Annotated in this window: 38 protein-coding genes; 12 read left to right on the forward strand and 26 right to left on the reverse strand. The window is 60.5% G+C overall.

The window, feature by feature from the left end:
- The 6 genes from IBX54_RS03810 to IBX54_RS03835 all read right to left on the reverse strand — a co-directional run.
- Nucleotides 1-1,154: class I SAM-dependent rRNA methyltransferase (locus tag IBX54_RS03810; protein ID WP_296541335.1), on the reverse strand; the 1,154-nt coding region annotated here is incomplete at its 3' end.
- Nucleotides 1,151-1,462 carry a hypothetical protein gene (locus IBX54_RS03815; protein ID WP_296541336.1) on the reverse strand — a complete coding sequence of 104 codons (312 nt, stop codon included), beginning with the start codon at nucleotides 1,460-1,462 and terminating at the stop codon, nucleotides 1,151-1,153. The genes IBX54_RS03810 and IBX54_RS03815, both read right to left, overlap by 4 nt.
- Nucleotides 1,463-1,496: 34 nt before the next feature.
- Nucleotides 1,497-2,522, reverse strand: coding sequence for a tyrosine recombinase XerC (locus IBX54_RS03820; RefSeq protein ID WP_296541337.1), 1,026 nt, complete (start codon nucleotides 2,520-2,522; stop codon nucleotides 1,497-1,499).
- Between the two features lie 39 nt (nucleotides 2,523-2,561).
- Nucleotides 2,562-3,272 carry a DUF484 family protein gene (locus tag IBX54_RS03825; protein ID WP_296541338.1) on the reverse strand — a complete coding sequence of 237 codons (711 nt, stop codon included), beginning with the start codon at nucleotides 3,270-3,272 and terminating at the stop codon, nucleotides 2,562-2,564.
- A 5-nt stretch (nucleotides 3,273-3,277) separates the two neighbouring features.
- Nucleotides 3,278-4,162, reverse strand: coding sequence for a diaminopimelate epimerase (gene dapF, locus IBX54_RS03830; protein ID WP_296541339.1), 885 nt, complete (start codon nucleotides 4,160-4,162; stop codon nucleotides 3,278-3,280).
- 7 nt (nucleotides 4,163-4,169) lie between these two features.
- Entirely contained in the window at nucleotides 4,170-4,505 is a 336-nt protein-coding gene (locus IBX54_RS03835; RefSeq protein ID WP_296541340.1) for a nucleotide pyrophosphohydrolase, read from the reverse strand.
- A gap of 54 nt (nucleotides 4,506-4,559) precedes the next feature.
- Between IBX54_RS03835 and purU the strand changes: the two genes are divergently transcribed.
- The 3 genes from purU to IBX54_RS03850 all read left to right on the forward strand — a co-directional run bounded on the left by purU (nucleotide 4,560) and on the right by IBX54_RS03850 (nucleotide 6,210).
- A complete protein-coding gene (gene purU, locus IBX54_RS03840) occupies nucleotides 4,560-5,408 on the forward strand; it encodes a formyltetrahydrofolate deformylase (protein ID WP_296541341.1) in 849 nt (282 codons plus the stop codon).
- 107 nt (nucleotides 5,409-5,515) lie between these two features.
- Nucleotides 5,516-5,776, forward strand: a complete 261-nt coding sequence (locus IBX54_RS03845) for a type II toxin-antitoxin system prevent-host-death family antitoxin (protein ID WP_296541342.1) — start codon at nucleotides 5,516-5,518, stop codon at nucleotides 5,774-5,776.
- An 11-nt stretch (nucleotides 5,777-5,787) separates the two neighbouring features.
- Nucleotides 5,788-6,210, forward strand: a complete 423-nt coding sequence (locus tag IBX54_RS03850; RefSeq protein ID WP_296541343.1) for a type II toxin-antitoxin system VapC family toxin — start codon at nucleotides 5,788-5,790, stop codon at nucleotides 6,208-6,210.
- An 87-nt stretch (nucleotides 6,211-6,297) separates the two neighbouring features.
- Here IBX54_RS03850 and asd read toward each other — a convergent pair whose 3' ends face one another.
- A complete protein-coding gene (asd, locus tag IBX54_RS03855) occupies nucleotides 6,298-7,143 on the reverse strand; it encodes an archaetidylserine decarboxylase (RefSeq protein ID WP_296541344.1) in 846 nt (281 codons plus the stop codon).
- 54 nt (nucleotides 7,144-7,197) lie between these two features.
- On the opposite strand from asd, the gene IBX54_RS03860 reads away from it, so the two are divergent.
- Nucleotides 7,198-8,085, forward strand: coding sequence for a LysR substrate-binding domain-containing protein (locus tag IBX54_RS03860; RefSeq protein WP_296541345.1), 888 nt, complete (start codon nucleotides 7,198-7,200; stop codon nucleotides 8,083-8,085).
- Here IBX54_RS03860 and IBX54_RS03865 read toward each other — a convergent pair.
- Complete coding sequence (locus IBX54_RS03865; RefSeq protein ID WP_296541346.1) at nucleotides 8,066-8,224, reverse strand: hypothetical protein; 159 nt, start codon at nucleotides 8,222-8,224, stop codon at nucleotides 8,066-8,068. The two genes, IBX54_RS03860 and IBX54_RS03865, sit on opposite strands and share 20 nt — an antisense overlap.
- A gap of 27 nt (nucleotides 8,225-8,251) precedes the next feature.
- On the opposite strand from IBX54_RS03865, the gene hyi reads away from it, so the two are divergent.
- The 6 genes from hyi to IBX54_RS03895 all read left to right on the forward strand — a co-directional run bounded on the left by hyi (nucleotide 8,252) and on the right by IBX54_RS03895 (nucleotide 13,946).
- The gene (gene hyi / locus IBX54_RS03870) at nucleotides 8,252-9,031 is read left to right on the forward strand and encodes a hydroxypyruvate isomerase (RefSeq protein WP_296541347.1); all 780 of its coding nucleotides are present in this window, start codon (nucleotides 8,252-8,254) and stop codon (nucleotides 9,029-9,031) included.
- A 30-nt stretch (nucleotides 9,032-9,061) separates the two neighbouring features.
- The gene (gene glxR, locus IBX54_RS03875; RefSeq protein WP_296541348.1) at nucleotides 9,062-9,961 is read left to right on the forward strand and encodes a 2-hydroxy-3-oxopropionate reductase; all 900 of its coding nucleotides are present in this window, start codon (nucleotides 9,062-9,064) and stop codon (nucleotides 9,959-9,961) included.
- Nucleotides 9,958-11,229: a glycerate kinase gene (locus IBX54_RS03880; protein ID WP_296541349.1), complete on the forward strand. Its 1,272-nt coding sequence runs from the start codon at nucleotides 9,958-9,960 to the stop codon at nucleotides 11,227-11,229. Before glxR ends, IBX54_RS03880 begins: the two co-directional genes overlap by 4 nt.
- Nucleotides 11,230-11,365: 136 nt before the next feature.
- Nucleotides 11,366-12,868: an FAD-linked oxidase C-terminal domain-containing protein gene (locus IBX54_RS03885; RefSeq protein ID WP_296541350.1), complete on the forward strand. Its 1,503-nt coding sequence runs from the start codon at nucleotides 11,366-11,368 to the stop codon at nucleotides 12,866-12,868.
- Between the two features lie 12 nt (nucleotides 12,869-12,880).
- Nucleotides 12,881-13,228, forward strand: a complete 348-nt coding sequence (locus IBX54_RS03890) for a CidA/LrgA family protein (RefSeq protein WP_296541351.1) — start codon at nucleotides 12,881-12,883, stop codon at nucleotides 13,226-13,228.
- Nucleotides 13,221-13,946, forward strand: a complete 726-nt coding sequence (locus IBX54_RS03895) for an LrgB family protein (protein WP_296541352.1) — start codon at nucleotides 13,221-13,223, stop codon at nucleotides 13,944-13,946. Before IBX54_RS03890 ends, IBX54_RS03895 begins: the two co-directional genes overlap by 8 nt.
- Before the next feature lie 17 nt (nucleotides 13,947-13,963).
- On the opposite strand, the gene ptsP is transcribed toward IBX54_RS03895, so the two are convergent.
- From ptsP to IBX54_RS03925, 6 genes are all read right to left on the reverse strand, one after another.
- Complete coding sequence (ptsP, locus tag IBX54_RS03900; RefSeq protein WP_296541353.1) at nucleotides 13,964-15,742, reverse strand: phosphoenolpyruvate--protein phosphotransferase; 1,779 nt, start codon at nucleotides 15,740-15,742, stop codon at nucleotides 13,964-13,966.
- A complete protein-coding gene (locus tag IBX54_RS03905) occupies nucleotides 15,739-16,008 on the reverse strand; it encodes an HPr family phosphocarrier protein (RefSeq protein WP_296541354.1) in 270 nt (89 codons plus the stop codon). Before IBX54_RS03905 ends, ptsP begins: the two co-directional genes overlap by 4 nt.
- Nucleotides 15,977-16,423 (reverse strand): PTS fructose transporter subunit IIA, encoded by a 447-nt coding sequence (locus tag IBX54_RS03910; protein WP_296541369.1) that lies wholly within the window; start codon nucleotides 16,421-16,423, stop codon nucleotides 15,977-15,979. Before IBX54_RS03910 ends, IBX54_RS03905 begins: the two co-directional genes overlap by 32 nt.
- 54 nt (nucleotides 16,424-16,477) lie before the next feature.
- Complete coding sequence (locus IBX54_RS03915; RefSeq protein WP_296541355.1) at nucleotides 16,478-17,716, reverse strand: MFS transporter; 1,239 nt, start codon at nucleotides 17,714-17,716, stop codon at nucleotides 16,478-16,480.
- Between the two features lie 19 nt (nucleotides 17,717-17,735).
- Complete coding sequence (locus IBX54_RS03920; protein ID WP_296541356.1) at nucleotides 17,736-18,449, reverse strand: DUF4197 domain-containing protein; 714 nt, start codon at nucleotides 18,447-18,449, stop codon at nucleotides 17,736-17,738.
- A 100-nt stretch (nucleotides 18,450-18,549) separates the two neighbouring features.
- On the reverse strand, nucleotides 18,550-19,002 hold the full coding sequence (locus IBX54_RS03925) for a cytochrome c (protein WP_296541357.1): 453 nt from the start codon (nucleotides 19,000-19,002) through the stop codon (nucleotides 18,550-18,552).
- A 96-nt stretch (nucleotides 19,003-19,098) separates the two neighbouring features.
- On the opposite strand from IBX54_RS03925, the gene IBX54_RS03930 reads away from it, so the two are divergent.
- Together IBX54_RS03930 and IBX54_RS03935 are read left to right on the forward strand one after the other, a co-directional pair.
- Nucleotides 19,099-19,764 (forward strand): cytochrome b/b6 domain-containing protein, encoded by a 666-nt coding sequence (locus IBX54_RS03930; RefSeq protein WP_296541358.1) that lies wholly within the window; start codon nucleotides 19,099-19,101, stop codon nucleotides 19,762-19,764.
- A gap of 39 nt (nucleotides 19,765-19,803) precedes the next feature.
- Complete coding sequence (locus IBX54_RS03935) at nucleotides 19,804-20,304, forward strand: GNAT family N-acetyltransferase (protein ID WP_296541359.1); 501 nt, start codon at nucleotides 19,804-19,806, stop codon at nucleotides 20,302-20,304.
- Here IBX54_RS03935 and IBX54_RS03940 read toward each other — a convergent pair whose 3' ends face one another.
- The 12 genes from IBX54_RS03940 to rpsJ form a co-directional block, all read right to left on the reverse strand.
- Complete coding sequence (locus IBX54_RS03940; protein WP_296541360.1) at nucleotides 20,305-20,811, reverse strand: peroxiredoxin; 507 nt, start codon at nucleotides 20,809-20,811, stop codon at nucleotides 20,305-20,307.
- Nucleotides 20,812-20,907: 96 nt separating this feature from the next.
- Nucleotides 20,908-21,177, reverse strand: a complete 270-nt coding sequence (rpsQ, locus tag IBX54_RS03945) for a 30S ribosomal protein S17 (protein WP_296541361.1) — start codon at nucleotides 21,175-21,177, stop codon at nucleotides 20,908-20,910.
- A 10-nt stretch (nucleotides 21,178-21,187) separates the two neighbouring features.
- A complete protein-coding gene (gene rpmC / locus IBX54_RS03950; protein WP_296541362.1) occupies nucleotides 21,188-21,394 on the reverse strand; it encodes a 50S ribosomal protein L29 in 207 nt (68 codons plus the stop codon).
- A gap of 15 nt (nucleotides 21,395-21,409) precedes the next feature.
- Complete coding sequence (gene rplP, locus IBX54_RS03955; RefSeq protein WP_296541363.1) at nucleotides 21,410-21,826, reverse strand: 50S ribosomal protein L16; 417 nt, start codon at nucleotides 21,824-21,826, stop codon at nucleotides 21,410-21,412.
- 2 nt (nucleotides 21,827-21,828) lie between these two features.
- Entirely contained in the window at nucleotides 21,829-22,722 is an 894-nt protein-coding gene (gene rpsC / locus IBX54_RS03960; RefSeq protein WP_296541364.1) for a 30S ribosomal protein S3, read from the reverse strand.
- A 16-nt stretch (nucleotides 22,723-22,738) separates the two neighbouring features.
- Complete coding sequence (gene rplV, locus IBX54_RS03965) at nucleotides 22,739-23,068, reverse strand: 50S ribosomal protein L22 (RefSeq protein WP_296541365.1); 330 nt, start codon at nucleotides 23,066-23,068, stop codon at nucleotides 22,739-22,741.
- 10 nt (nucleotides 23,069-23,078) lie between these two features.
- Nucleotides 23,079-23,357 (reverse strand): 30S ribosomal protein S19, encoded by a 279-nt coding sequence (gene rpsS / locus IBX54_RS03970; protein WP_296541366.1) that lies wholly within the window; start codon nucleotides 23,355-23,357, stop codon nucleotides 23,079-23,081.
- Nucleotides 23,358-23,368: 11 nt separating this feature from the next.
- Entirely contained in the window at nucleotides 23,369-24,193 is an 825-nt protein-coding gene (rplB, locus tag IBX54_RS03975) for a 50S ribosomal protein L2 (protein WP_296541367.1), read from the reverse strand.
- A gap of 2 nt (nucleotides 24,194-24,195) precedes the next feature.
- On the reverse strand, nucleotides 24,196-24,522 hold the full coding sequence (gene rplW / locus IBX54_RS03980; RefSeq protein WP_296493775.1) for a 50S ribosomal protein L23: 327 nt from the start codon (nucleotides 24,520-24,522) through the stop codon (nucleotides 24,196-24,198).
- Nucleotides 24,519-25,139, reverse strand: coding sequence for a 50S ribosomal protein L4 (rplD, locus tag IBX54_RS03985; RefSeq protein ID WP_296541368.1), 621 nt, complete (start codon nucleotides 25,137-25,139; stop codon nucleotides 24,519-24,521). Before rplD ends, rplW begins: the two co-directional genes overlap by 4 nt.
- Complete coding sequence (gene rplC, locus IBX54_RS03990) at nucleotides 25,139-25,819, reverse strand: 50S ribosomal protein L3 (RefSeq protein WP_296541370.1); 681 nt, start codon at nucleotides 25,817-25,819, stop codon at nucleotides 25,139-25,141. The genes rplD and rplC overlap by 1 nt, the downstream gene beginning before the upstream one ends.
- Before the next feature lie 202 nt (nucleotides 25,820-26,021).
- The gene (gene rpsJ, locus IBX54_RS03995) at nucleotides 26,022-26,336 is read right to left on the reverse strand and encodes a 30S ribosomal protein S10 (RefSeq protein ID WP_007838118.1); all 315 of its coding nucleotides are present in this window, start codon (nucleotides 26,334-26,336) and stop codon (nucleotides 26,022-26,024) included.
- Between the last annotated feature and the right edge of the window lie 69 nt (nucleotides 26,337-26,405).

Raw genomic sequence — 26,405 nt, forward strand, 5'->3', positions numbered from 1 at the left:
AGGTATTCGCCTTCGGGGAAATTGACCGTCATGGGGTGGTCAGGCGCGCCGCCCATGCGCTCATGGATGTAGCCATCGACACCGGCATCACAGCCGGCCGATGCCACAATTTTGTGAAACAAGTCGGCGCTGATGCCGCCGGAGCAGCTGTAGGTGAACAGCACGCCACCCGGTTCAAGCAGTTTGAACGCGAGCCGGTTGATGTCCTTGTAAGCGCGCGCGGCACGCTCGGCGTGCGCGACGGTGGGCGCAAATTTGGGCGGGTCGAGCACGATGGCATCAAAGCTGCGGCCCTGGTCGATAAATTGGCGCAAGGAGGCGTTGACGTCGGCGTCCATGAAGCTGGCGCGGCTGGCATCAAAACCGTTGAGCGCCACATTGGTAGCCGCTTTTTGCAGCGCCGGGCCGGACGAATCAATCGAGGTCACGTGGGCTGCGCCACCGGTGAGCGCCGCCACCGTGAAGCCGCCGGTATAGCTGTAGCAATTGAGCACGCGCTCGAACTTGAGGCGACGCGCGTAGTCACAAAAACGCTTGCGGCTGTCGCGCTGGTCCAGGTAAAAGCCGGTTTTGTGGCCTTCGGCGATGTTGACCGCCAGTTGCCAGTCATGCTCTTGCAGCACAAGTTCGACTTCGCCTTGGCCACGCAACCAGCCAGTGGCATCAATCAGGCCTTCCAGGGCGCGGCTGCTGGCGTCGCTGCGCTCATACAACCGGGTCAGGCCGGTAGCAGCCAGCAGCGCATCGGCAATCACATCTTTCCAGCGCTCCACGCCGCTTGAGGTGAACTGCGCCACCAGCGTGTCGCCATAGCGGTCCACGATCAGGCCCGGCAGACCGTCGGACTCGCCGTGCACCAGCCGCATGGCGTTGCTCTGGATGTCAAAGCGGGCTCTGGCCTCGACGGCGCGGGCACAGGCGACCGCAAAAAAGGCCGCATCGATGCGCTGCTTCTCGTCAAAGCTCCAGACCCGGGCGCGGATTTTGGAGGCCGGGCTGAACGCCGCCCAGCCCAGAAACTGGCCCTGATCGCTCTCCACGCGCACGGTTTCACCGGCATCGCCACCGCCTTTGGCGATGGCCGACTCAAAAATCCAGGGGTGGTGGCGTAACAGCGAGCGCTCTTTGCCTGCGCGCAACCGAACGGTTTTCAATAGGTGATTGCCATTGCCGGCACATCGACGCGGATCATCGGCTTGCCCAGGGCCGCGCTGACCGCGGCCACATACTCGGCTGACCACTTGGCATCGCCCAGCAGCGCAGCCCCGGCGGCCTGCGTCACCACCAGCACCTTGTCGGCGGTGAGCACCTTGCCACTGGCACGCAGCGGTTCGCAGTCGAGCGTGGTGAACTGCTGGTCGAGCCAGGCCCGCGCCGCGTCGTGCGCAAGGGCGGCACCATCGGGCACATGAAATGAAAATTCGACGCCTTTGTCCAACGTCACAATGATTTGCTTTTGCATGAAGTCACCTGTTGAAAGAAAGTTTTGCCAACCCCTATTTTGAACCACTTGAACCGGCCGCCTTCAGGTGCGCACGCGGATGCGCTGCATCATAGGCTTTGGCCAGGTGCTGAAAGTCGAGCCGGGTGTAGATTTGCGTGGTGCTGATGTTGGCGTGGCCCAGCAGCTCCTGCACGCCACGCAGGTCGCTGCTGGACTGCAGCACATGGCTGGCAAACGAGTGGCGCAGCATGTGCGGATGCACCGGTGCGGCCAGCCCGGCCTGCAGGCTGCGCTGGCGCACGCGCTGCCAGATCGACTGCGCTGTAAGCCGCGTGCCGTTGCGACCGATGAACAGCGCGGCGTGAGGTGACGCGCCCGCCACTGGCGGTGAAACGGGCGGCGCCAATACAGCGTGCAAAGCCTGGCCACGCACTTGCAGCCAGGCCTGCAGCGCCTGCACCGCCTGGGCACCCACCGGCACAATGCGTCGCTTGCTACCCTTGCCCAGCACATGGGCTTCGCCCGCTGGCAAATCGACCCAGCCACGCGCGCCGTCGCTGGCTTGCACGTCGAGCCCGGTCAGCTCGCCCACCCGCAGGCCACCACCGTAGAGCAGCTCAACCATGGCCGCGTCGCGCGCCTCCAGCCAGGGGTTGTTGGCTGCGCGCTCGAAGCTTGCCAGTTGCACGGCGTCATCCACGCTCAGGGCTTTGGGCAGGGGTTTGGCGGCTTTGGGGGCGCGCACGTCCAGCACCGGGTTGCAGGCCACCAGCCCTTCGCGCCCAAGCCAGATGTAAAACCCGCGCCAGCCCGACAAAATCAAGGCAATGCCACGGCCGCTGCGCCCGCCACTGTGCATTTGCGCCACCCAGCGCCGGATGTGGCCGGTCTCAACCGCCGTCAGGCTGACACCTGCCTGCGCCGCATGGGCCGCCAGCTTTTCCAGGTCAAGCGTGTAGAGCGCCACGGTGCGCTGGGCCAGGCGCTTTTCGAAGCGCACATGGTCAAGGTAGCGCTGCACCAGCGCGTCCCCGGGCGGGCCTGTCACCAGATCACAAATGGATTCATGGATTGCCACGCTTCGCTCGCAATGACGGTGCCAACCAGCGGGCCTGGTTTAGCGCAGCGGCGACAGCGCGGCGCTGGCCAGCTCGGCAATGCGCGCCAGAAAGTCGGTGCCCATGGTGCTGTTGAAGCGCTGGGCATCGGGCGATGCCAGCACCAGCAGTCCGAAAGCTGGCGCGGTGCTGCCGATGGGGCCTGCGCGCAAGGGCAAAATCGCCAGCGAGGCCACCGCTTTGGGATCAGGCAGCCAATTGATGGCCTCCAGCCCCGTGTTGACGCCGCAATAGGGCTCGGTCAGGGAACTGGCGAACAGCCTGGCATCTTCACTCACCCCTTTGGCAAACGCCGCATCGGCATAGGCGGCGTCCACGCCCCACACCTTGATGCCCACCTGCGGCACGGCAAACTGGTCGGCCAACTCGGCAACCATCAGCTCGGGCAAGGTGGCGGGGTCAGTGTTCAAAAACAGCGTGCGAGCCCAATGCAAGAGCCTGTCGGACAACGCCGTGTTGTCATTGACATTTCGAATCATCTCCATGATGCGCAGCTCCAGCAGCTTGATTTTTTCACGCAACATGTTGGCCTGGCGCTCTTGCAGGCTTACCGCGCGCTGGCTGTGCGGGCTGGTCAGTTGTATGGCGGCCAGCATGTCGGCATGGCGCTCAAAGAAGTCAGGCGTATTGGCCAGGTAATCGGCAATGTCGTCTTCGGTGATCGGGTTGGCAATGGCGCTGGGCAGGTTTGGCAGAGTTGAATTTGGCATGGTCGTTACGCTTTTGGAAGGTCGTCGGGGATGTTAATTTCACCTTGAAACACGGTGGTGGCCGGGCCGGTCATCATGACCGGCGCACCGTCGCCAGCCCAGGCAATGGCGAGCAGGCCGCCGTGGGTGTGCACATCAACTTGGGCGTCGAGCAGCCCAAGCCGGATACCCGCCACCACTGCGGCGCAAGCGCCCGTGCCGCAGGCCAGCGTCTCGCCGGCGCCGCGCTCGTACACCCGCAGCCGGACCTGGCGGCGGTTTTGCACCTGCATGAAACCGGCATTGACCCGGTTCGGGAAAAAAGGGTGGTGTTCAATCAGCGGGCCGTACTGCGCTACCGGCGCGTTAGCAACGTCGTCCACCAATTGCACCGCGTGCGGGTTGCCCATCGACAGCACGGCCACCCGCACCACCGTGTCGTGTCCCGGTGTGGCCAGCCGCAGCGGCCATTGCTGCCAGTCGCCACAAGACTCGGCTGGCACCAGGCCCGGCGTGAAGGGAATGCGCGCCAACTCAAAAACCGGCGCGCCCATGTTGACGGTAACGCGGCCATCGGGTGTGAGCACCGGCTCGATCACCCCCCCCCTGGTCTGCACCCGAATCGCGCCTTTTTGGGTGAGGCCGCCATCGCGCACAAAGCGCGCAAAACAACGCGCCCCGTTGCCGCACTGCTCCACCTCGGCACCGTCGGCATTGTGGATGACATATTCAAAATCAATGCCAGGCGCCGGCGACGGGCGCACCGTCAGGATCTGGTCGGCACCCACACCAAAGTGGCGGTCGGCCAGAAACCGGTACTGCGCGGCGCCCAGGCCAAATCGGTTTTGGGTCTCGTCGAGCACCACAAAGTCGTTGCCGGCACCCTGCATTTTGGTAAAGGGAATTCGCATAGGTCAATTATCCACGCGGCGATGCTGCGCCAGGAGCCGGGTGTTTGACGGCATTCTTGACCAGTTTGTTGGCCACCGCGGTGGGAATGTCAATGGCGCACTGGTCGGCCAGCTGCAGCAAGTAGAGCAGCACGTCGGCCACCTCGTCGGCAATACGCTCTTTGGTGGCGGGATTCAGCGGCGCGGCTTGCGACTCTTCGGCACGCATCCACTGAAATATTTCGGCCAGTTCGGCAGCTTCCACCAGCAGTGCCGTGCTGAGATTTTTGGGCGTGTGAAACGGCTGCCAGTGGCGCGCAGCAGCAAAGTCACGCAGGGTTTGTTGCAGTGTCGGAAGGTCCATGTGATTTATTCCTGACGATTGAAGGTGAAACAAGGCTGCGACAATACCGCCCCTATGAACCCTGTTTATACCCTCACTCTGTCCTGCCCCGACCGTCTGGGGCTGGTGCACGCCGTGTCCGGCTTTTTGCTGGAACGCAGCGGCAACATCGAAGAAGCCGCGCAGTTCAACGATACCGGCACCGGTCTGTTTTTCATGCGCGTGCAATTTGCCTGTGCCGAGCACAGCTTTGATGCGCTGAAAACCCAGCTGGCCGACTTTGCCGCACCGTTCCAGATGCAGTGGCAGTTACACGCCCAGGCGCAAAAAATGCGCACCGTGATCCTGGTCAGCAAGGAAGGCCATTGTTTGAACGACTTGCTGTTTCGCTGGAAAAGCGGCCTGCTGCCGCTGGACATTTGCGCCATCATCAGCAACCACCGCGACTTTTACCAGCTGGCGGCCGGCTACAACGTGCCGTTTCACCACCTGCCGGTGAGCGCGGCCACCAAGGCGCAGGTGGAAGCCAAGCAGATCGAGATCATCGAATCGGAGGGTGCCGAGCTGGTGGTGCTGGCGCGCTACATGCAAATTTTGTCGGACGACCTGTGCCGCAAGCTCAGTGGCCGCGCCATCAACATCCACCACTCGTTCCTGCCCAGTTTCAAGGGTGCCAAGCCCTATTACCAGGCGCATGACCGGGGCGTCAAGCTGATCGGCGCCACCGCCCACTATGTGACCGCCGCCTTGGACGAAGGCCCGATCATCGAGCAGGACGTGGCGCGCGTCGATCACAGCAAGACGGTGGAAGATTTGACCGCCCTGGGCCGTGATACCGAAAGTCAGGTGCTGGCCCGCGCCGTGAAATGGCACAGCGAGCACCGGGTGCTGATCAACGGCCACAAAACCGTGATTTTCAGGTAGCGCCGACGCAATTAAAAGTTTTTCGCTGTGGATGACTGTGGCGCTTTCTTTTGACTTTTTCCAAGCTTGTCACAACATACAAACATTAATAAAGCAGGATGGTTAAGGTGAGCGTGCACACCTGTTCAAGTCGAGAGTTCACCCGAGATGTTGGCGCCGCCAAACGGGCAGCGGCGCAAGGCCCTGTTTTCATCACCGACAGGGGGCGACCGGCGTTTGCCTTACTAAAAATAGAAGACTATTACGAGCTCACGGGAAAGCAGGAAGTATCACTGTTGGACTTGATGGATTCGATTCCGGGTGGCGAAGGCATAGAGTTCGAACCAAAGAAGGTACGGGTAGAAATAGGTGCGGCTGATCTGCTTTGAGGCCGGCAACGATGTATGTCCTGGATACGAACGTCATTTCGGAGTTGCGCCACGGCAAACCGAATCAGTCCCTGGAAGTGCGTCCATGGGCTTCGGACAAACCGGTCAGCCATCTGTTTATTTCCGCCATCAGCATACTGGAACTGGAAAAGGAGGTGATGACGCTGGAGCGCCGCACACCGCCACAAGGTAGTGCGTTGCGCACCTGGCTAAACGGGGTGAAGACAAACTTTGCAGATCGTATATTGCCGTTCTCGGGAACCACAGCCACTTTATGCGCGGCTATGCATGTGCCAGACCCGAAGTCTGAACGTGATGCCATGATTGCTGCCACGGTTTTGGAGCATGGCATGACAGTGGTAACACGCAACGTTGCGGACTTTGCAGGAACGGGCACGAAGCTGATCGATCCGTTCTTGGCTTGGTCAATTTGACACAATGTCCTTTATTCTTGAATTGCGATACGAGACCACGCAGCACCCCCCAGCAGCCAATGTAATGGCTGGCGCCTGACCTGCTCGTTAACCGACTTGCGCCATCACTTCGCCCAGCCGAATGGCACCCCCCGGTTGCCACGCCGAATTGAATTTAAGCGGCCCTTGCGGGAACAACATCACCACGGTGGAGCCCAGCAAGAAGCGGCCCATCTCCTGGCCCTGCTTGAATTCAATGGACTGATCGTCATAGCGCCACTCGATCAAACGCCCCGGACGCGGCGCATTGACCGCGCCGTGCCAGGTGGTGGCCATGCTGCCGACGATGGTGGCGCCCACCAGCACCAGCACAAACGGGCCATGCGCGCCGTCAAAAACACACACCACGCGCTCGTTGCGGGCAAACAGCCCCGGCACGCCACGCGCGGTGGCGGGGTTGACCGAAAACAAGTCGCCGGGCACATAGATCATGCGCGTCAGGCGAGCGGCGCAGGGCATGTGGATGCGGTGGTAGTCGCGCGGGCTCAAATACAGTGTGGCGAAGTGGCCGTTGTCAAACTGCGCGGCCAGCTTGGCGTCGCCGCCAACGAGTGCGGTGCTGCTGTAGTGGTGGCCCTTGGCCTGGAAGATTTGCTGGCCTTGGATGCGACCGAACTGGCTGATGGCGCCGTCCACCGGGCAAATCAGGTCGGCCTGGGCCATGGGCCTGACACCGTCTTTGAGCGCACGGGTGAAGAAGTCGTTGAATGTGGCGTAACTGTTGATGTCCGGGTTGGCGGCCTCCTGCATGTTGACGCGGTAGCGCTGCACAAACCAGGCAATCAGGCGGGTGGTGAACGCGCCGCCTTGGGCCCGCGCGATGCGCCCGGCCAGTAAGGTGATGGCCTGTTTGGGGATGATGTATTGGGCAAGTACGGCGGTGCGGTCAGTCATAGATCAGGGATTCTACGCAGACGATTTCAGTTTCACGCCTGCCACAATCAGGCGATGTCCATTGTCCGTATCCCCCCCATTCAATGCCTGCTGACGTTTGAGGCGCTGGCGCGCCTGCGCAGCGTGACCCAAACCGCCGAAGAACTCTGTGTGACGCCCAGCGCGGTCAGCCACCGGGTCAAGCAACTCGAGCAAATCATTGGCACCAAGCTGTTCGGCCGGGCTGATTTTTCGCTCACCATCGAGGGCGTGGAGTACCTGGCGCATGTGCGCGACGGCCTCAGCATGCTGCAAAAGTTTCCGAGCTCGGCAGCCATGCCGGGCAAGCGCAAGCTGCGCCTGGCCGTCACGCCGACTTTTGCGCGCGCCATTTTGATTCCGCGCCTGCGCCAGTTCACCGAGGCCTACCCCGAGATCGACCTGACGCTGCAAATCTCGATTCCGCTGCTCGACGTGGTGGCCGAAGACGCCGACCTGATGATCCGCTTTGGCACCGGGCGTTACGCCGACGTTGAGCATGTCTGCGTGCTCAAGGACGAGGTCACGCCGCTGGCCTCGCCCGCCTTTGTGCGCGAGCACGGGCCGTTTGAAGTGGCGCAAGACCTGGACGGCGAAGAGCTGTTGCGCAGCCCGCTGGAGCCCTGGCGCACCTGGTTTGCCGCCAATGGGCTGGACTGGCCCGAGCCACTCGATGGCTCGCAGTTCAACGATGTCGGCCTGATGTGCGACGGCGCGGCGGCCGGCATGGGCATTGCGCTGATCCGCATCAAGCTGGCCGTGCCTTGGCTGGAAAACGGCTCGCTGGTGCGCCTGGGCACCAGCGAGGTGTTTGGCGCCAACGTGCCCAGCCCGCATGCCCATTACCTGTGCTGGCGCACCGGCGTGATGGAGCGCTGGGAGTGCGTGGCCTTTGCCGACTGGCTCAGGCAGAGCCTGGTGTGACCGACCCGCGCCACCACGCATCACCAAATTCGCCCTGCAGCCACGCAATGAAGGTGCTCACCTTGGCGGGCACCTCGAGGGCCGCCAGGGCCTGAAAATGGCTGGCTTGCTGAAACAATTCGGCTTCACCACAACGCATTGATTCACAAAATACAAGGAGCACACCATGCCCAAATTTGCCGCCAACCTGAGCATGCTCTTTACCGAGCTGCCTTTCCTTGACCGTTTTGAGGCGGCGTCACGCGCCGGTTTTGAGGCGGTGGAGTTTTTGTTTCCGTATGTTTTCAGCGCAGCCGACATCAAGCAGCGGCTCGACACCCACGGCCTCAAGCTGGTGCTGCACAACCTGCCCGCTGGCGACTGGGACGCGGGTGAGCGCGGCATCGCCTGCCACCCGGACCGGGTCGACGAATTCCGCGCCGGGGTGGCGCAGGCCATCAGCTATGCCACCGCGCTCGGTGTGAGCCAGCTCAATTGCCTGGCCGGCAAGGCACCCGCGGGTGTGAACGACGCGGTGCTGCGCAGCACCTTTGTCAACAACCTTAAATTTGCGGCGGCCGAACTCAAGGGCGCGGGCTTGCGGCTGCTGATCGAACCCATCAACCACTTTGACATTCCCGGCTTTTACCTGAACACCACGGCGCAGGCACTGAAAATTCTGGACGAGGTTGGGGCGGATAACGCCTTTGTGCAATACGACATTTACCACGCGCAGCGCATGGAAGGCGAGCTGGCGGCCACGATGCAAAAGCAGCTGGCGCGCATCGGTCATATCCAGCTGGCCGACAACCCCGGCCGCAACGAACCCGGCACCGGCGAGATCAACTACCCGTTTTTGTTCGCCCACCTCGACCGCATTGGCTACACCGGCTGGATCGGCTGCGAGTACAAACCCACCACCACCACCGAAGCCGGCCTGGGCTGGCGCCAGCGGCTCTGCGCCTAAACTATTTACAAATTCCAAAGGAAAGACACCATGACAACACCTTCACTCAACATCGGTTTCATCGGCCTGGGCATCATGGGCTCCCCCATGGCCGGGCACCTGATTGCCGCCGGACACCGGCTGTTTGTTTACAAGCGCGGCCCGCTGCCAGACGCCATTAGCAGTAGCAATGCCATGGCTTGCGGCAGCGCGCGCCAAGTGGCCGAGCGCGCGGACATCATCTTCACCATGGTGCCCGACACACCGGACGTGGAAAGCGTGCTGTTTGCCGCCGACGGCGTGGCAGCGGGGTTGACACCAGGCAAAACCGTGGTGGACATGAGCTCGATCTCGCCGATTGCCACCAAGGTCTTTGCCGAAAAAATCAACGCGCTGGGCTGCGACTACCTCGACGCCCCGGTGTCTGGCGGCCAGGTGGGTGCCAAGAATGCCACGCTGTCGATCATGGTGGGCGGGCCCGAGGCCACCTTTGAGAAGATCAAGCCGCTGTTCGAGTTGATGGGAAAAAACATCACCCTGGTGGGCGGCAACGGCGACGGCCAGACCGCCAAGGTGGCGAACCAGATCATCGTGGCGCTGAACATCGAGGCGGTGGGCGAGGCGCTGCTGTTTGCCGCGCGCGCCGGTGCCGACCCGGCGCGTGTGCGCCAGGCGCTGATGGGCGGCTTTGCCTCGAGCAAAATTCTGGAAGTGCATGGCGAGCGCATGATCAAGCGCACCTTCGATCCCGGCTTTCGCATCGAACTGCACCAGAAAGACCTCAACCTGGCGCTCTCCAGTGCCCGCGCTTTGGGCGTGTCGCTGCCCAACACGGCCATGGCGCAAGAGCTGTTCAACAGTTGCGCCGCGCATGGCGGCAAAGCCTGGGACCATTCGGCCATGGTGCGCGCACTCGAGGGCATGGCCAATTTCGAGATCGGCCAATCATGAAGCCGCGCGACCTGCTGCGCCGGATGTTTGATGGGGCCATAGCCAGCGCGCAGCCCGCGCTGTGCCTGCCGCCACATTTGCCCGCGCCCGAGTCGCTGGGCCGGGGCCGGCTGGTGGTCATTGGCGCGGGCAAGGCGTCTGCCGCCATGGCGCGCGCGCTGGAAGACCATTGGCCGGAGCCGTTGAGCGGATTGGTGGTCACGCGTTATGGTTACGCCGTGCCGTGCGCGCACATCGAGATTGTCGAAGCGGCGCACCCGGTGCCCGACCAGGCGGGGCTGCTGGCGGCCCAGCGCATGCTGGAAACCGTGCGTGGTCTCAGCGCCGACGACATGGTGCTGTGCCTGATCTCGGGCGGCGGCTCGTCGCTGCTGCCGCTGCCGCTGCCCGGCCTGACATTGCAGGACAAGCAGGACATCAACCGGGCGCTGCTGGCTTCGGGCGCCACCATCAGCGAGATGAATTGTGTGCGCCGCCACTTGTCCGGCATCAAGGGTGGCCGGTTGGCTGCGGCGTGTTACCCGGCGCGGCTGCTGACGTTGCTGATCTCGGACGTGCCTGGCGACGACCCCATCAACATTGCCTCCGGCCCCACGGTGGCCGACCCCAGCACCTGCTTGGACGCGCTGGCCATTGTGCGGCGCTGCGGCATCGCGCTGCCCGCGACGGCACAGCAGCTGCTCGAGAGCGGCGCGGGTGAATCCATCAAACCCGGCGACGCGCGGTTGGCGCGCGCTACAGCGCGCATGATCGCCACCCCGCAAATGGCGCTGGAGGCCGCCGCAGCGGTCGCACGCTCGGCAGGTTTTGCAGCGCACATTCTGGGTGACGCGCTGGAAGGCGAGGCGCGCGATGTCGGCACCGTGCTGGCGGGCATGGCCACGCAGGTCGTCAAGCACGGCCAGCCCTTTGCGGCGCCCTGCGTGCTGTTGTCGGGTGGCGAAACCACGGTCACGGTGCGTGGCACGGGCCGGGGCGGGCGCAACGTGGAATGCCTGCTGGCCATGGGCATTGCGCTCGACGGCTTGGCGCGGGTGCATGCGCTGGCGGGAGACACCGACGGCGTGGACGGCCAGGAGGAAATTGCCGGCGCGGTGTTGGCGCCAGACACGCTGGCGCGCGCCTGGGCGCTCGGGCTCAAACCCCGCGACCGGTTAGCCAACAACGACGGCCATGGCTTTTTCGGGGCGCTGGACGACGCGGTGGTGACCGGCCCCACCCTGACCAACGTGAACGACTTTCGCGCCATCCTGATCGAGGCACCCTGAGCACAGACGATCCAATGAGGCCCGCCACAACGGCGCGCCTCAATTTTTTTCAACCCATGGTTTAAGTTTCTTCGCACCGCCGGCTTTCAATTTCGCTTAAAGTCCGAAGCTTGTTTTACGTGATCGGACCCAGCCCATGAACGCACCCCTCGCCCAAGACAGTCTGAACGCCTTGCAAAGATCAGAGCGCCAGGCGCTGGTCGTCAAAGGCTTGCTGGAAGCCTTGCCGGCCCACGCGCTGCTATGGAACAACGAAGACACTACGCCCTACGAGTGCGACGGCCTGACCGCCTACCGCCAGCGTCCGCTGGTGGTGGCCCTGCCCGAAACGCCTGTGCAGGTGGCTGCCGTGCTGAAAACCTGCCACGCACTGGGTGTGCCGGTGGTGGCGCGCGGCGCCGGCACCGGCCTGTCGGGCGGCGCCATGCCCAACGCCGTGGGCGTGACCCTGTCGATGGCCAAGTTCAACAAAATCCTCAAGCTCGACCCGGTGGCGCGCACGGCGCTGGTGCAATGCGGGGTACGCAACCTGGCCATCAGCGAGGCGGCCGCGCCGCTGGGCCTGTATTACGCACCCGACCCGTCCAGCCAGATTGCCTGCACCATTGGCGGCAATGTGGCCGAAAACTCCGGCGGCGTGCACTGCCTCAAATACGGCCTCACGCTGCACAACATCGTCAAGATCAAGGGCTTCACCATGGCGGGTGAGCCGGTTGAGTTCGGCGCAGATGCGCTGGACGCGCCCGGCTACGACTTGATGAGCATTGTGATTGGCTCCGAGGGCATGCTGGCGGTGGTGAGCGAGGTCACGGTCAAACTGATTCCGAAACCCATCCTGGCGCGCTGCATCATGGCCAGCTTCGATGACATCCGCAAAGCTGGCGATGCCGTGGCCGCGGTCATTGCGGCAGGCATCATCCCGGCCGGCCTCGAGATGATGGACAAGCCCATGACGGCGGCCGTAGAAGACTATGTGCACGCCGGCTACGACCTGACAGCCGAGGCCATTTTGCTGTGCGAGAGCGACGGCACGCCCGACGAGGTCGAGGAAGAAATCGGCCGCATGAGCGCCGTGCTGCTGGCCGCTGGTGCCACCAACATTGCGGTAAGCCAGAACGAACAGGAGCGTCTGAAGTTCTGGAGCGGGCGCAAGAATGCTTTCCCGGCCAGCGGACGCATCAGCCCCGACTACATGTGCATGGACAGCACGATTCCGCGCAAGCGCGTGGCCGACATTTTGCTGGCCATTGCCGAGATGGAAAAAAAATACCAGTTGCGCTGCGCCAACGTCTTTCATGCCGGCGACGGCAACCTGCACCCGCTGATTTTGTTTGATGCCAACGATGCCGACCAGCTGCACCGCTGCGAGCTTTTTGGCGCCGATATTCTGGAAACCAGCGTAGCCATGGGCGGCACCGTGACCGGCGAGCACGGCGTCGGGGTTGAAAAACTCAACAGCATGTGCGTGCAGTTTTCAGCGGCTGAGAACGAGCAGATGTTTGGCGTCAAACGCGCCTTTGACCCGCAAGGCCTGCTCAACCCGGGCAAGGTCATCCCGACGCTGAACCGCTGCGCCGAATACGGCAAGATGCTGGTGCGCGGCGGCCAGATCAAGCACCCCGACTTGCCTCGTTTCTAAAGTGGACGCCGCATGAACGGCCTGCGCGGACTGGCCTGGATTCTGGCCATGCAGTCTTTGGGCGAACTGCTCTCGCGCGGTTTGACGCTGCCGTTTCCGGGCCCGGTTGTCGGCATGCTGCTGTTGCTGGTGGCGCTGCGCCTGCCTGTGGTGCGTGAGCCGGTGGCGGCGTGTGCCAATTTTTTGCTCTCGCACCTGTCCCTGTTGTTTGTGCCGGTCGGCGTCGGCGTTATGACGCACATGGGGCTGCTGGGCCAGTACGGCGTGCGCATGCTGGCCGTCATCGTGCTCTCGACCTGGATCGGACTGGCCGTGACCGTGCTGGTGCTGCGCGCCTTCAAGGGGCCGCGCGATGCCTAAATTTGTCGAGCTCTGGGTTTACCTGTCCACCACGCCGCTGTTTGGCCTGACCGCCACACTGGTGGTCTATGTGTTGGCGCAGGCGCTTTATGCCCGGCTGGATCAACCGGCCTGGGCCAATCCGGTGCTTTGGTCGGTCATCACACTCGCCAGCCTGCTCACGTTGACCAGCGTGGATTACCCCACTTATTTTTCGGGTGCGCAGTTCATCCATTTTTTGCTCGGACCCGCCGTGGTGGCGCTGGCCTGGCCATTGTGGGAGCGCCTGGCAGCCCTGCGCCTGCATTGGCGCGCCTTGCTGAGCGCAGCCTTGGTCGGTGGCGCGGCAGCCAGCGGCTCGGCGCTGCTGCTGGGCTGGCTGGTGGGCTTGCCGCAGGACGTGGTGCTGTCGCTGGCGCCCAAGTCGGTCACAGCGCCCGTGGCCATGGGCATTGCCGACAAAATTGGCGGCATTCCGGCGCTGGCAGCGGTGTTTGCGGTAGTCACCGGCATGGTCGGCGCGCTCAGCGGCAAAGCCCTGTTTGGCATGCTGAAGATTCCAACTGACGGCCACGGCTGGATGGCGCGCGGTTTTTCTTTGGGCACTGCGGCGCACGGCATTGGCGCGGCGCGGGCCATGCAGGTCAACGCCGATGCCGGTGCTTTTGCCGGGCTCGCGCTGGGCTTGCAGGTGGTGTTGGCCGCGTTGCTGATTCCGCTGCTGTTCCGGCTGTTCTGATTGGGAAAGCAGTTTGATCAAGCCGCTTTTTGCGGCTGAACAAAAGGTTCGTCATCCTCGATCAACTGTGCCGCCCAAGGCGCCAACTTGGTGGTGTCTGAGCGCAGCACCTCTTGCTTGACCGCCAGAATTTGCGCCGGATGCATGGAAAAGGCGCGCAGCCCCATGCCCAGCAACAATTTGGTCATGCTCACATCGCCCGCCATTTCGCCACACAGGCTGACCGGCTTGCCCTGCGCCCGGCCCTCGGCGATGGTGTTGGCCACCAGCCGCAAAACAGCCGGATGCATCGGGTCGTAAAGATGCGCCACCGACTCATCGGCGCGGTCGATGGCCAGCGTGTACTGAATCAAATCGTTGGTGCCGATCGACAAAAAGTCGAAGTACTTGAGAAACACCTTGAGCGTCAGCGCGGCCGCCGGGATTTCTATCATGGCGCCAATCCTGACGGGACCATAAGCGACGCCACGGTTGTCCAGTTGCACCCGGGCGTGGTCGATCAGCGCCATGGTCTGGCGAATTTCGCGGGCGTGCGCCAGCATCGGAATCATCACATTCACCTGGCCGTGGGCCGCGGCACGCAACAAAGCGCGCAACTGGGTCAGGAACATGGCCGGGTCGGCCAGACTCCAGCGAATGGCGCGCAAACCCAGCGCCGGGTTCAGATGGGCGTCGTCGCGCAGCGTGTCATCGAGCGGTTTGTCAGCACCCACATCCACAGTACGGATCGTGACCGGCAGGCCCTGCATGCCCTCCACCGCGCGCCGATACGCCAGATACTGCTCCTCTTCGTTGGGCAATTTGCCATGGCGCCCCATGAACAGGAATTCGCTGCGAAACAGGCCGACACCGACGGCACCCGCTTTAAGCGCAGCGGCCGCATCGTCGGGCATTTCAATATTGGCCAACAGCTCGACTCTTTGCCCATCCAGCGTCACTGTCGGCGTGTGCAGCAGCCGCCCCAGGCGGCCCCGCTGGAGTTCGCCCTGGCGTTGCTTAAAACCGTATTCGGCCAAAATGATTGGCGATGGGTCCACCACCACGACACCGGCATCGCCATCAATCACCACCCAGTCGTCCTGCTGGATCAGGTGGCTACTCAGGCGCGCACCCACCACCGCCGGAATGTCCAGGCTGCGCGCCACAATGGCGGTGTGAGAGGTTTTGCCGCCCACATCGGTGATAAATCCGGTGAAAACACTTTGCTTGAACTGCAGCATGTCCGACGGCGACAGCTCATGCGCCACTAGGATCAGGGGCACGTCCACGGTATCGTCGAGCAACAAATCCTGTTGCGACGCCTTGCGCTCCTGACGCCCCAGCGGTTGGATCAGCGGTGAAGAAACGCCGCGCATGGCGCGCAGAATTTTTTCGGTGATCTGCTCCAGGTCGGCTTTGCGTTCGCGCAAATAGTCGTCTTCCATCTCGTCGAACTGGCGCGCCACCACTTCAAGCTGGGTGGTCAGCGCCCACTCCGCGTTGTAAAGCCGGTCCTTGATCCAGTGGCGCACACCGGACGTCAGCTCTTCGTCCTGCAACAGCATCAGGTGCACATCGAGCAAAGCCGACAACTCATGCGGCGTGTCTTTAGGCCCCATGTGGGCGATGCTGGCCTGCAGGCGGTGAATTTCCTCCACCACCGCATCGCGGCCATCACGCACCCGGTTGATTTCAGCGGCAATCTGGGCGGGTTCGATGAAGTAATGCGCCACATCAAGCCGACTCGATGCCACCAATACCGCGCGGCCGATGGCAATGCCCCGGGCCACTGCCAAGCCATGAATGGCAAAGGTCATTCACCTTCTCCGAATTTATCTGCCACCAACTGCAGCAAGGCCTCCATGGCCTGTTGCTCCTGTTCGCCATTGGTTTCAATCTCGATCTGCGAGCCCATACCGGCGGCCAGCATCATCACCCCCATGATGCTTTTGGCATTGACACGGCGCTCACTGCGCGACAACCAGACCTCGCACGGATAACTGCCGGCCAGCTTGGTCAGCTTGGCAGAGGCGCGGGCATGGAGCCCCAATTTATTGCTGATGGTGGTCGTGGTTTTGATCATTTGGTTTTCGTTGCTGATTTTGTGGTGCCGTCACATTCACTTGCATCACGCCTTGGGTGCCGCCAGCGAGCACGCGCGCCACCAGCGCATCCATGGGCTCGTTGCGGTAAGTGATGGCGCGCAGCAGCATGGGCAGATTGACCCCGGCGACCAGTCTGGAACTCTTACCGTCAACCAGTTTTTGTGCCACGTTGCAAGGCGTGGCACCAAACATGTCGGTCAGCACCAGCGTCTGCCGGGTGTTGAGCAGCGCCATGGTCAAACGTGCACTGTCCAGGGATTCATCGACGGGGATATTGGGCAGCACATCGAGCACCGCCAACGAGGATGCCGCATCCGGAAAAACGTGCAGCACGCACTGGCGCAAGGCCGTCGCCAACGGTGCATGCGCAATGATAAATATGCCGTTATTCATGTGTTTCACGGGAGCTGCATCTCATGAGGGGGCTTGGGCAGTAGCCCGAATGGTTCAACACGGTTGCCGATTATGGCTTTTTGTGCTCAGGAAGAACACGTAGGACGCGATGGTGCACAGCAAATAGATTGTCATGGCCGCCTGGAAAGCGGTCTCCTCGGTCCGTCCCAACGCCTGAAATCCATCAATGGCCAGCCCGATGCCCCACTGAACGGCAAACACGCCGGCAAAGAGCAGCAAGTTGTAAGACGACAGGGCGCGCCCGGCCAGATTGGGTGGGAACGCCATGGCGACCGCCGGTTGCGCCAAAGACACAAAGGTGCAGCTCATGCAATACAAGGCCCAGGCAACGCCAGCCCAGGCACCAATGGACGAGCCCAGCGCAATGATCGAGGCCAGCAGGATGAAGCTCACGGGCAGGCCAAAGGCAATCAGGCGGTCGGAACTGTAGCCACGTCGAGCCAACCACGGAAAGGCCATGCCCCAAGCAAAGAAGGTGCCCAGCATGGCCATATTGAGCCCAAACAGGCCGGTTGCCGCTTGCAGCGGGGTAAATCCTGCCACCCGAATCATCCAGGGCGTGACCCACAGCGTTTGCATGGCAATCAGACCGCCATAAATAAAAAAGGCCATCGGCGCCATTTTTCTGAAGTACGGGTGGCGCCAGACCTCAGCGTAGCTGGGTTTGGCAACTGCCGAATCCGACCCGGATGTGGCAACCGTCTGCCACTGGGGCACTTGCCAGGCGATCAGTAGCATGGCCAGCGCCACCAGCGCCGCCAGAGCCCAAAATAGCGCGCGCCAGCCAACCAGCGGCAGCAACCACTGCACGGGCAAGGTGGAAGCCACCATGCCGAAGGAGCCGGTCATCAGCATCCAGGAGTTGGCACGCATTTGTGAACTGGGAACAAACCAGCGGCGGTAGCCAGTCAGCGGTGCCATCAGGCAAGCGCTGACGCCGACACCCGTGAGCACGCGCGCCAGCAGCAATCCGGTAAAACTCCCGGACATGGCAAATGCCACGCAACCCAGCACGGCAACCAGCAGGAAATACAGGATCACTTTCTTCGGGCCGTGCCGGTCCAGCCAGGCACCCAAGGGCAGTTGTGTCGCGGCAAAGCCGAAAAAATAAGCCCCCGCAAGCAGGCCCAGCGCCTGCGCATCGAGGGCAAACTCCTGCGTCAGTGTGGGCGACAGGGTGGCTGTGATGGCACGAATCAGCGACGACAAAAAATAGGCGAAGGCAAACGCCACAAACACGACGACGGCGTGGCGCCGCGATAACAGCTTCAACACTGTGGCATGCGCCCCATCAAGGCCGCAAGGCTCCAAAAACCTTTTGCAGCAAGGCGCTGCCGGTTCCGGCCGGGTCCTGCCTGATTTTCTTCTCTTCTTCGCCAATCATGAAGTAGAGGCCATCGAGCGTTTTGGCGGTGACGTATTGTTCGATCGAGACCTGCTCGCCCTTGAGCAGGCCCATGCCAGCGGCCTTGCCGGCGACCTGGTTGTACTGCGCGGCCAGATTGACCCGTGCCGTGACCTGGGTCACCACAGGCAAAAATTTCTGGTTCAGCGGCAGCCGCGTTTTTTCGGTAAAAAACTGGGTCACCGAGGTATCACCGCCAGTCAAAATTTTCTTGGCATCCTGCACGCTCATGGTTTTGACCGCGCCCACCAGCATGTCGCGCGCCAACGGCACGGCGGTTTCGGCCGCATGGTTCATGGTGACGATCAATTCGTCAAGCCGGGCGCCCTGACCAAAGCTGCGCAACAACCTTGCGGTGTCTTGCAGAAAGCCCGGCAAAGGAATACGAACCTTGTCATTGCCCAAAAATCCATTGGCTTGCCCCAGTATCTCAACAGCCGCAATGGCGCCTTTTCCCAGCGCCAGCTTGAGCCCCTGCGACGCTTGGGCGTTGGTAATGCCACTCAGCGTCGCGGCCTGTGCGCTTGCGCTCGCACTGAGTCCCAGGCAGGAAAACGCCAGCAGTGATACTGAACAAGAGCCAAATCGGCGGCGATTCATAAGCATGTCCTGGGTAGTTCATGAAATAACGACATCATATCGCCTGACATGATGCAGGCCTGACATCGAGTGACCGGCATAACCTGGCTTGCAGCCCGGCTTATTTGGCGCGGAAGTTGTCGTGGCACGCCTTGCACGCACCGCCAGTGGCATTCACGGCCGTCTTGATGGTGTCGAGGTTGCCAGTTTTTGTTGCCGTCGTGAGCTTGCTCATTTCACCCTGCAATTTTTTGGCATAGTCGTCGAACTTGGCTTTTTCAGTCCAGATTTCAGGTTTGGCCCTGGTATCACCCTTGTCGGTTCCCGGGCCGAATCCAGCCCATGGCAGATCGGCCATGAATTCGGCAATCTCGGCACTCTCCACTGCGACCTTTGCATCAAACGGAATTCTGCCCGCCGCCATACCGGCAACACGGCCAAAATTCTGACTCATCACAAACAAGGCGTTTTTACGGTACTTGATGGCATCTTCGGCTTTGGCGAATTGTGCCGAGGCAGGCACGGCCATGAGCAATGCGGCGCCAGCCAGAAGATAAGCGGTGATTTTTTTCATGCAAGTCCTTTCGTCGTTAAACTAAAACAGCTGGGGAGCGAAGTGTATGAGAAATCGCTCAAACTTTCTTCAGCGTCATTCAAGGAGGTATTTGCTGTGCTGGTTCGTGTCTGGGATGCCCCGACGCGCCTGTTTCACTGGGCGCTGGCGGCCTGTTTTGTCGGCCTGATCGTCACCAGTCAACTCGGCGGTGGTGCCATGGTCTGGCATTTCCGCTTTGGCTACGGCATCTTGAGCCTGCTGCTGTTTCGCTTGGTTTGGGGTGTTCTGGGCGGCCACTGGTCGCGCTTTGCCACTTTCCTGGTCGGCCCCAGGGATGTATGGCGTTACCTGCACGGGAAGGGCCTGCCGCATCATGGTGTCGGTCATAACCCCTTGGGTGCCCTGTCGGTCGTGGCCATGCTGATTTTCCTCGCCTTGCAAGTCACTTCAGGCCTGATGAGCGATGATGAAATCGCCAATGCCGGGCCCTTGACCCGCTTCGTGTCTTCGGCCTGGGTCGGCAATGCGACGTACTACCACAAGGCGATCGGTAAATATATCTTGCTGGCCTTGGTGGCATTGCATTTGTCTGCCATTGCGTATTATTTTTTCGGCAAAAAAGAAAATCTGGTCAAGCCCATGCTCACAGGCGACAAGACGCTTGCCTTTGCTGCACCCAACGCCTGCGACAGTGGGTCTGAGCGCAGCCGGGCGGTCTTGATTTTTCTGGTCTGCTTGAGCTTGGTGAGCGGCACGGTCATGGCCCTGGGTGGCTGGTAGTCCGTTGCACCATTCGATCGATTCAAACACAAGGCCCGCATGACATCCGAATCCGAATCCGAACCCATACGCATTCAGCCGTATCAAGCCACTGACGATATTGAGGCAGTGCGCGCGCTGTTCAAGGAGTACGCCGACAGCCTCGACATCGACCTGTGTTTCCAGAACTTCGAGGCCGAACTGGCTGACCTGCCAGGTGACTATGCGCAGCCGCGCGGTGCCTTGTTCGTGGCCCGCTCAGCCCATGACATCGTGGGCTGCTGCGCGCTGCAGCCCTTGGACACAGCAGATTACCCCAATGCCTGCGAGATGAAGCGCTTGTATGTGCGCCCGGCCTTGCGTGGCAACGGTCTGGGCCGGCGTCTGGCCGAAGCGGTGTTACAGGCCGCCAGTGTCGCCGGTTACGCCTATGTGCTACTCGACACCCTGAGCGAAATGGAAACGGCACGCGCCATGTACCAGGAGTTGGGGTTTGCTGAAGTCGCGCCCTATTACTTCAACCCCATTGAAGGCGCGCACTATTTGATGGCGCGGCTTTGATCAGGCCTTGGCTTGTGCCAGCAGGGTGTCCGCACCGCTGACTTCGAATTTGCCAGGGCCTTCAATATTGAGCGTCACCACCTTGCCATCCTTGACCAACATCGAATAGCGATTGCTGCGCAGCCCCAGGCCCTTGCCAGTCAAATCGAGCGTCAGGCCGGTCGCCTTGGCAAAAACGGCGTCGCCATCGGCCAGCATGCGCACCTTGTCGCCGGTTTTCTGGTCACGTGCCCAGGCACCCATGACAAAGGCATCATTGACGCTGACACACCATATCTCATCGACACCAGCGGCTTTGAGTGCCTCGTAATTAGCGATATAGCCTGGCACATGCTGGGCCGAGCAAGTAGGCGTGAAGGCACCAGGCAGGGCAAACAACGCAATCGTCTTACCGGCGCTTGCTGCCAGCACATCGACGGGGTTAGGGCCGAGACTGCAGCCACCGCCTTCGGTTTCATGGAATTCCATCAGCGTCACGGCTGGTAACTGGTCACCTACTTGAATCATGTTTAACTCCTGATTAAAAAAACATTTGACTAAATAAAAACGGCCCACTATTGTGAGCCGCTTTCCAAAGTGCTGACACGCAGCCCAGGCAAAGACTTAGACCAGCGAGGCCTTTTGCACCAAGCGCGTTGCGACCCAGTTCTTGGTCTTGGAAATAGGGCGACTTTCCGTGATCTCGATCATGTCGCCCATTTTGTACTCGCCCTTTTCATCATGGGCGTGGTACTTGCTGGACTTGCCAACGATCTTGCCGTAGAGCTCGTGCTTGACGCGACGCTCAATCAGCACGGTGACCGTTTTGGCACGCTTGTCGCTGACCACCTTGCCAACCAAGGTGCGCTTGAGGGATGTTTTAGCTTCCGTCATGTATCGCTCCTTATTTGGCGGATGGAACAGCGGCTTGCTTTTCGACCAGAATGGTCTTGGCGCGAGCGATGTCACGACGTGCTAAACGCAGTGAGGCTGTATTGTTGAGTTGTTGGGTCGCCTTTTGCATGCGCAAACCAAAGTGTGCTTTTTGCAGCGCTTTGACTTCTGCCTGCAAACCGGCGACGTCTTTTTGGCGTAATTCAGTCGTTTTCATATCAATTTCTCCTGATTACTGACCGACCATGCGTGTCACGAAGGTGGTGCGCAGCGGCAGTTTGGCAGCGGCCAAACGGAATGCTTCACGCGCCAGCTCTTCGGGCACACCGACAATTTCGAATACGATCTTGCCAGGCTGGATTTCAGCCACGTAGTACTCGGGGTTACCTTTACCCTTACCCATCCGCACTTCTGCGGGTTTTTGGGAAATGGGCTTGTCAGGAAACACCCGAATCCAGATGCGGCCACCACGCTTGACGTGGCGGGAAACGGCACGACGTGCCGCCTCGATCTGACGCGCCGTCAAACGGCCGCGGTCAATACACTTCAGACCGAAATCACCAAAAGCAACCGAGCTACCCCGGGTTGCGATGCCGGTGTTACGGCCCTTTTGCTCTTTGCGGTACTTGCGACGAGCGGGTTGCAACATAATTATTCTCCTTTACCGTCAGCTGCTGCAGCGGCTGGCGCGGCTACCTTGCGGACGCGCTGAACGGTGGGTTTGGCATCGGCTCCAAGAGCCACTGCGGGTTTGTCACTGCCATCAGCAGGTGCGGCATTGCTGCCCATGGGGCGACGCGCACCGCGGGGTGCAGGACGGTCTGACCCAGGGCGGCCACCACGGTCATCACGACGCGGGCCACGCGGACGACGCTCGTCATCCGGACGCGGTGTTTCCACAGCTGGCAGATCGTTACGGCCCAGCGTGTCACCCTTATAGACCCAGACCTTGACACCGATGATGCCGTAAGTGGTATGGGCTTCAGAGGTGCCATAGTCGATGTCGGCGCGCAGGGTGTGAAGCGGCACGCGACCTTCGCGGTACCACTCACAGCGGGCAATTTCGATACCGTTCAAGCGACCCGACGACATGATCTTGATGCCCAGGGCACCCAGACGCATGGCGTTTTGCATGGCGCGCTTCATGGCCCGACGGAACATGATGCGTTTTTCAAGCTGCTGGGTGATGGAGTCGGCGATCAGCTTGGCATCGATTTCGGGCTTGCGCACTTCTTCGATGTTGACCGCCACCGGCACGCCCAACTGACGAGCCAGTTCGCGTTTGAGGTTCTCGATGTCTTCACCCTTCTTGCCGATCACCACACCCGGACGAGACGAGTAAATGGTGATGCGGGCGTTCTTGGCAGGACGCTCGATCAAGACGCGCGATACCGATGCGTTCTTGAGCTTGGCTTTAAGGTACTCGCGCACCTTGATATCTTCCGCCAGCATGCCAGCGAAATCACGGTCATTGGCATACCAACGCGATGCCCAGTTGCGGCTCACCGAAAGGCGGAAGCCGGTTGGATGGATTTTTTGTCCCATATCTTGCTGGCCTCTTTCAGTTACCAACCGTCACGTACACATGGCACGTGGGTTTTCTGATCTGGTTGCCACGACCTTTTGCGCGGGCCGTGAAGCGCCTGAGCGACGTACCTTGCTCGACGTAGATGGTTTTCACCTTCAGCTCGTCAATATCGGCACCGTCGTTGTGTTCAGCATTGGCAATGGCCGACTCCAGAACCTTCTTGATGATTCCCGCAGCTTTTTTCTGCGTGAACTGCAAGATGTTCAGAGCCTGATCCACCTTTTTGCCGCGGATCAAGTCCGCGACCAGACGGCCTTTGTCGACCGAGAGACGAACGCCCCGAAGGGTTGCGCGTGTTTCCATGGTCAACTCCTTATTTCTTTTGGACTTTTTTGTCCGCAGGATGGCCCTTGAAAGTACGGGTCAGAGCGAACTCACCCAACTTGTGGCCAACCATTTGGTCAGTGATATACACAGGCACATGCTGTTTGCCATTGTGCACAGCAATGGTCAGACCGATGAAATCGGGCAACACCATTGAGCGACGCGACCAGGTCTTGATCGGCTTTTTATCCTTGGTGGCCACGGCCTTTTCGGTCCGGGCTACCAGGTGTTGGTCAACAAAAGGACCTTTTTTGAGAGAACGAGTCATTTACCTACCCCTTACTTCTTGCGACGCGACACGATCATGACCTGCGTGCGCTTGTTGTTACGGGTACGGTAACCCTTGGTCAGATTACCCCAAGGATCGACTGGGTGACGGCCTTCGCCGGTCTTGCCCTCGCCGCCGCCATGCGGGTGGTCCACCGGGTTCATCACCACACCGCGAACGGTCGGGCGAATACCCATCCAGCGCGTGACACCAGCCTTGCCCAAACGGCGCAGACTGTGCTCTTCGTTGGCGACCTGGCCCAAAGTGGCACGGCAGTCAATGTTGACCTTGCGCACTTCACCCGAGCGCATACGCACTTGGGCATAGACACCTTCACGCGCCAACAGCGTGGCTGAGGTACCAGCAGAGCGCACCACTTGGGCACCCTTGCCAACCTGCAGCTCGATGCAGTGAATAACCGAGCCCACCGGAATGTTGCGGATCGGCAAGGTATTGCCGACACGAATCGGCGCCTCTGATCCACTCATGATGGAACTGCCTACCACGAGTCCGCGCGGCGCAATGATGTAGCGGCGCTCACCGTCGGCGTAGCACACCAGAGCGATGTGCGCAGAACGGTTGGGGTCGTACTCAATACGCTCGACCTTGGCAGCAATGCCATCCTTGTTGCGAAGAAAATCGACAACACGGTAGTGGTGCTTGTGACCACCGCCTTTATGGCGCGTGGTGATGTGACCATTGTTGTTGCGGCCAGCGTGTTGAAACTGGGGTTCCAGCAACGGCGCGTAGGGCTCACCCTTGTGCAGGTGGTCACGCGAGATCTTCACCATGCCACGACGGCCGGGTGAAGTTGGTTTCATTTTGATAACAGCCATGATTAAGCAGCCTCCCCACCAAGGTTCAACTCTTGACCCGGTTTGAGCATGACGTAAGCCTTGCGCACGTTGTCACGGCGCCCGACCGACTTGCCAAAACGCTTGGTCTTGCCTTTGGTATTGACCACAGAAACGCCCTTGACTTCAACTTTGAACATCAATTCAACCGCCGCCTTGATTTCGGGCTTGGTTGCGTCCTGCAGCACCTTGAAGGTCACTGCATTGCTTTTCTCGGCTGCCATCGTTGCCTTTTCAGACACGATCGGGGCAACCAGCACCTGCATCAGACGACCTTCGTCGAATTTAAGATTTTGGGAACCGTGGCTCATGCGAACATCTCCTGGAGTTTGCCCATGGCCGCCTTGGTAACCAACACCTTGCGGTAGTGGACCAGCGACAAGGGATCGGCATAGCGAGGCTCAACCACCAGGATATTCACCAGGTTGCGTGATGCGAGGTAGAGGTTTTCATCAACCTCATCTGCAATCACCAGCACCGAGTCAAGGTTCATGGCCTTGAACTTGGAAGCCAATGCCTTGGTCTTGGGTGAGTCCACCGTGAGTGAATCCACCACAGCCAGACGGCCTTCGCGAGCCAACTGAGAGAAGATGGATGCCATGCCGGCACGGTACATCTTCTTGTTGATTTTCTGTGCGAAATTTTCGTCAGGCATGTTCGGAAAAATCCGGCCACCGCCACGCCACAAGGGCGACGATGTCATACCTGCACGAGCGCGACCGGTACCCTTTTGTTTAAAGGGTTTCTTGGTCGAGTGACGCACTTGTTCACGGTCTTTCTGGGCGCGTGTGCCTTGGCGGGCATTGGCCTGGAAAGCCACGACAACCTGATGAACCAGGTCTTCGTTGTAGGCGCGACCAAAAACGGTCTCTGGCACATCGAGCTTCGATGCGACTTGACCTTGATCATTGAGGAGTTCGAGCTGCATCAGTTCGCTCCTTTCGCTTCAGTTATTTTTGCCTTCACAGCAGGACGCACAGTGACAAAACCACCAGCCGAACCCGGGATTGCACCCTTGATCATGAGCAGCTGACGCGCTTCGTCGATGCGAATCACATCGAGGTTTTGTGTGGTCACCAGATCGTCACCAAGGTGACCCGTCATGCGTTTACCCGGAAACACGCGACCCGGATCCTGCGCCATACCAATGGAGCCCGGCACGTTGTGCGAACGGCTGTTACCGTGCGACGCGCGCTGTGAGCTCATGTGGTGACGCTTGATGGTGCCGGCATAACCCTTGCCAATGGAGGTGCCTTGCACGTCCACTTTTTGGCCAGCTGCAAAGACAGCCGCGACAGGCACCGTGGCTCCTGCCTGATATTGGGTTGCTGTTTCTGCGGAAACGCGGAACTCACGAATAATTTCACCTGCTTCAACCCCTGCCTTGGCGAGGTGGCCAGCGGCCGGCTTGTTGACGCGCGACGCTTTGCGCGCACCAAATGTCACTTGCAAAGCGACATAGCCGTCATTCTCTTGGGTTTTGACCTGGGTCACGCGGTTGTTGGACACATCGACCACGGTGACGGGGATTGAAACCCCTTCGTCCGTGAACAAACGCATCATGCCAACTTTGCGCCCCAGCAACCCTAAGTGATTGCTAAGACTCATTGTTTTCTCCGTAACTTTCACCGGTGCAACTTCAATTGGCTGCACACGTTTTGCTGTGAAAGACTGTTAATAAAACCCTGCAACCATGACAGGCATGGCAGCAGAGCCAGCGAGTATAGCGCAACTTGCCCGCTTGTGACAAATTTCAGCCTGACTCAAAAAAGCAATCAACCCCCGTTGTGGGTGTCAATTGCGATATTTCTTACTGAAGCTTGATCTCGACATCGACACCCGCGGGCAAATCGAGTTTCATCAGCGCATCCACGGTCTTGTCCGTCGGGTCAACGATGTCCATCAAACGCTGGTGGGTGCGAATTTCCAACTGGTCACGACTGGTCTTGTTGACGTGCGGCGAACGCAAAATATCAAAACGTTTCATGCGGGTTGGCAACGGCACGGGGCCCTTGACGATGGCGCCGGTGCGCTTGGCGGTATCAACGATTTCTGCAGCAGATTGGTCGATGAGCTTGTAGTCAAACGCCTTCAGGCGGATGCGGATTTTTTGTTTGGTTGCCATGTTTATCTCTAATTAGTTGGGGACAGGGCTTGCTCGCTTGCACGAAGCTGCGCCCTGTCCCGCAAACAA

Source organism: Rhodoferax sp. (assembly GCF_014859475.1).
Lineage (GTDB): Bacteria > Pseudomonadota > Gammaproteobacteria > Burkholderiales > Burkholderiaceae_C > Rhodoferax.